The sequence below is a fragment of the Flavobacterium granuli genome (assembly GCF_900129705.1).
Classification (GTDB): domain Bacteria; phylum Bacteroidota; class Bacteroidia; order Flavobacteriales; family Flavobacteriaceae; genus Flavobacterium; species Flavobacterium granuli.
This window is the reverse complement of record NZ_FQWO01000024.1, coordinates 1-3,493: the sequence shown is the minus strand read 5'-3', so window position 1 is coordinate 3,493 and position 3,493 is coordinate 1. Positions and strand designations below refer to the sequence as shown.

Annotated in this window: 4 protein-coding genes; 3 read left to right on the top strand and 1 reads right to left on the bottom strand. The window is 32.1% G+C overall.

What is annotated here, in order from left to right; genetic code table 11:
- Positions 1 to 98 precede the first annotated feature (98 nt).
- Both BUB25_RS16270 and BUB25_RS16265 read left to right on the top strand, forming a co-directional pair.
- Positions 99 to 671 carry a HipA family kinase gene (locus BUB25_RS16270; protein WP_072946197.1) on the top strand — a complete coding sequence of 191 codons (573 nt, stop codon included), beginning with the start codon at positions 99 to 101 and terminating at the stop codon, positions 669 to 671.
- Position 672: 1 nt separating this feature from the next.
- Positions 673 to 1,536 (top strand): hypothetical protein, encoded by an 864-nt coding sequence (locus tag BUB25_RS16265; protein WP_072946195.1) that lies wholly within the window; start codon positions 673 to 675, stop codon positions 1,534 to 1,536.
- A gap of 135 nt (positions 1,537 to 1,671) precedes the next feature.
- Here the strand turns inward: BUB25_RS16265 and BUB25_RS16260 are convergent, their stop codons facing one another.
- On the bottom strand, positions 1,672 to 1,956 hold the full coding sequence (locus tag BUB25_RS16260) for a hypothetical protein (RefSeq protein ID WP_072946194.1): 285 nt from the start codon (positions 1,954 to 1,956) through the stop codon (positions 1,672 to 1,674).
- 899 nt (positions 1,957 to 2,855) lie between these two features.
- Between BUB25_RS16260 and BUB25_RS16255 the strand changes: the two genes are divergently transcribed.
- Positions 2,856 to 3,215: a hypothetical protein gene (locus tag BUB25_RS16255; RefSeq protein ID WP_072946192.1), complete on the top strand. Its 360-nt coding sequence runs from the start codon at positions 2,856 to 2,858 to the stop codon at positions 3,213 to 3,215.
- Positions 3,216 to 3,493: the final 278 nt, after the last annotated feature.

Sequence of the window (3,493 nt, the reverse complement as noted above, 5' to 3'; positions counted from 1 at the left end):
CCGACTTAGACGACAAAATTAAGAATATTAAACATAAAAAAAAGCTTCCCGATAAAAATAAAATTTAGATTTATTAGGAAATCAACACAGAATCTCCTATGCTTTTTAGCAAAGAATGTTTTGGTTCTCGATATTTAAAGAATACAGTTGAAGTTAATTTATCACTAATCCCGTCTTTTAGAGAGAAGAGTTTTGCTGATAAAATACAGCAGAAAAGCGATTTTTTAAAAATTGCATTATTTGATATTTGGTTGTCTAATGAGGACAGAAATTACGGAAACAACAATTTATTATTGTTTTATGGTCCCGACAAGCTGTACTTTTTTTATGCAATCGATCATGTATGTCTTTTTAACAGTACTTTTTTAAAATATGAAATAGTAGAGTTGACAGAAGACGACACGCTTTTGAATACTGAAATTGCCAAATTACTTTTTGGCAGTAAACGTAAATTAGTAGAAACTGTTGATAACTTGGTTGAAAAGTTCTACCTTTGCACCAAAGATTGCGAAGCAAATTTAGACAATGTACTTGAACTTATGCCCAAGTCATGGGGAATTGATATTGAGGATATTAAAAGTAAAATACAGAGAAATTTGTTTTCTGACGAATGGAAAAAAAAGTGTGAAATTACATTTAGAACCTATGTGCAATCTTTTATTGTAAATTAAAATGAGAACAATTTTTTCAATATTATATATCCCTATTAGTGCTACTCTTGATGAAAGAGTTAGTATAGGACTAATAATGTCTGATGGAAAGCATCATTTTTTTAAATATTCTCACTCAAAACTGCAAGCTATAAAAGGATTATTGAGTAATGAAAGTTATCTGATTCTGAAAACGTATCTCAAATCCTTAGAAAAGGATATAAAAAGCACTGGAGAAAATACGGATTGTTTATTTTCGATTGACATTGCTTCAAAAGCAAAATGGGTAAATCATTCTTATATCAGCTATTTGTCAAAATATTCTAATAATTTAATCCAATTTTCTGAACCAAAATTCATTGACGTTGCGCTCTCAAATGATACTTATAGGCGAGTTTTTGAAAAGTATATTTTTGAATATGATGAGCATGTTCATCTAGAAGATGATGCGTCGAGTGTTTATCAAAATATAAAAGCTAAGTTATATCCAAAAATTACCGGCAAGGTGAATATTGATCGAATATTAACATCAGATGACTTTGCTAATTTGTTTGCGCCAGTTGAAGTTAATTTTATTGGAGTGAATGGAGTGCCTGTTGCCGGGCAAGTATTTGATTTTGAAAAAAGACATTATAATCTTGAAAATGATATTAGCCGTTTTATATCCTTAACTAAAGCTATTGAGTTGAGTGGTCAAAAAGAGGGTAAATATTTTGTTCTTGGTCGCGAACCACAAACTAAGCCAACTGATAAAAATCATATAATGTGGGCTCAAATCAGAGATGCTAAATTTCTTGATTTTGTGGACATAGATGAGGTTGGTATTGTTGAGGAGTATATTGAAAAGAATCAGGTTACTCCATTTTTTGAAGAGCCAACGGAATAGAAAAATGATTGGTAGTCTTTTCTCTACACAGGTATAACGAATATGTTGATGAGTTTATTTTGTTAAAGGTTTTGCTATACGGGGAGGGGGTTAGGTAGAATGTAAAAATTAGAGATGCTTTATTATGGCGTCTTTTTATTTGCCAGCGTTTTTCTTGGACAAACTTTTTTCTAATGACGATTTGATACGTTCAAGTTCTTCCCGTCTTTGTTTTGCGTTTTCATCATATGTCTTTTGCCTTTTTTCGAACGTGGTTTGATTCATTTGGAGTTCTTTTTCTATCCGAATAAGTTCTTTTTCTAATTGCAAAGTTTTATTATAACCATCAATCAAGAGGACTAATAATAATGCAAGACTTAAGAAATAAAAACGATATTCCGATAGTAAGTATTTTAGTGTTTCAATTGTTTTTGATACCATATTCTAAGATTTTAAAATGTTTTTTTTGATAAAATCGTCAAACTATTATAAATGTACTACAAATTACTAGAAAAAGCTATTTCATTAGGATTTTAATTTGTGTTTAAAGTGTTGTTTTCTAATGTGTTATACGTGAAGCAAGAGGTAAGAAACAAAATCTAAGTTAGTTTCCGCTTCAACCCCGCCCTTATATTTTTATCCAAGAAAATCCGGGCAAGGATTTGAGCGTTGGCCGGCGGGAGTGACCCCCGAGTCGAGTGTGCAACACGAGCGGCTGGGGTCGCGATAGGAAAACCGAAACGTAGTGAGGTTCATCGAACACCAATAACAATAAGGGATTAGTGAGATAAATGCGCCCGAGATTTTCGGTCCCGATGGCGATCGGGAGCAACTATTCAGACTTGATTTTTTGTTTCTTTTGTATCAAGACAAATCGAAGATTACTTCATCCGTTCGCCTTGCAGGCTCGGGTCAGTGAACACTGCTAAAAAATAATTGCTCAGTGAACTAAAAGAAAAAATAGCCATAAAGTTGTGTTGAACGGAACTCGATGAGTTTTAATAAGCCATGGGGTTTCGATATCGGAATAATATTATATGGAAAAGATGCTGATAGGTGTCTTTTTTTTGTTTTAAAAACCCTTTCAGCGTTTGGAACGCTGAAAGGGTTGTCCAGAACCGAAACTTTTTATAGCTAGAGCTTTTTTTGTTTTATGGGGTGTGATCCGGAATTACTAGCAGTTAAACTACTGATATGTAGGTCAATGTAAATCCGAAAGGCCTGTAGTGAATTAAAAGCTCAGTTGATGATTTGTAAGAAAAAATTAATATATTTGATAATCTATGAAGTCTTATAGAACGAAATAAAAGATCAGTAATAAACTTTTATACTTTTTTTAAATGACCGATAATGAGCGCCTTTTTGCAGCCTATAATTTTCTGAAAGGAAAGGGACATATCAAGACGTATGCTCACCTAGCTGGGGTACTTGGTATTGATAAGGCTGAGCTATATGATTTAAAAAATGAAAAACAGAAAGTTTCTATTGATAATCTTAGAAATTTCGTAAAGACATACTGCGAGATATCTTTAAATTGGTTGGTTTTAGAAGAGGGTAGTATAGAAATTAAGAAAGAAAAAAAAATCCCTGCTTTTAATGTAAAAACAGAACTTTTAAAATTCCAAAAAGAAAAAATTGAAGAACTTGAAAAAGAAATTATAATATTAAAGATGCGTCCAAGAAAGTACAATTCTTTATAAACTCGACCTGATCCAGCAGTAAAAAAAATACTAGGCATATGGTTATTAATAATTAGTAAAAAGTAGTAGAAAGATGCTGATAGGTGTCTTTAAAAGCTTTGTCATAAATTTTGCGGACTTGTTTCATAGGCTAAAATTAAGATTATTTCTTAACTTTCTGTGATGGCTAAGTTAGCATGTCCACAAATCAACAATCTCAATTTTAAAGTGGTGGAATTTGACCACTTTAAAATGCAGGCAGGTTTACCAAGTTTTGTATTGAGCGTTTCGGATTGGAT

Bases quoted from the DNA above. Each gene is read 5' to 3' on its own strand.
- BUB25_RS16265 (WP_072946195.1), top strand. From the start codon at position 673: ATGAGAACAATTTTTTCAATATTATATATCCCTATTAGTGCTACTCTT.
- BUB25_RS16270 (WP_072946197.1), top strand. From the start codon at position 99: ATGCTTTTTAGCAAAGAATGTTTTGGTTCTCGATATTTAAAGAATACA.
- BUB25_RS16255 (WP_072946192.1), top strand. From the start codon at position 2,856: ATGACCGATAATGAGCGCCTTTTTGCAGCCTATAATTTTCTGAAAGGA.
- BUB25_RS16260 (WP_072946194.1), bottom strand. From the start codon at position 1,956: ATGGTATCAAAAACAATTGAAACACTAAAATACTTACTATCGGAATAT.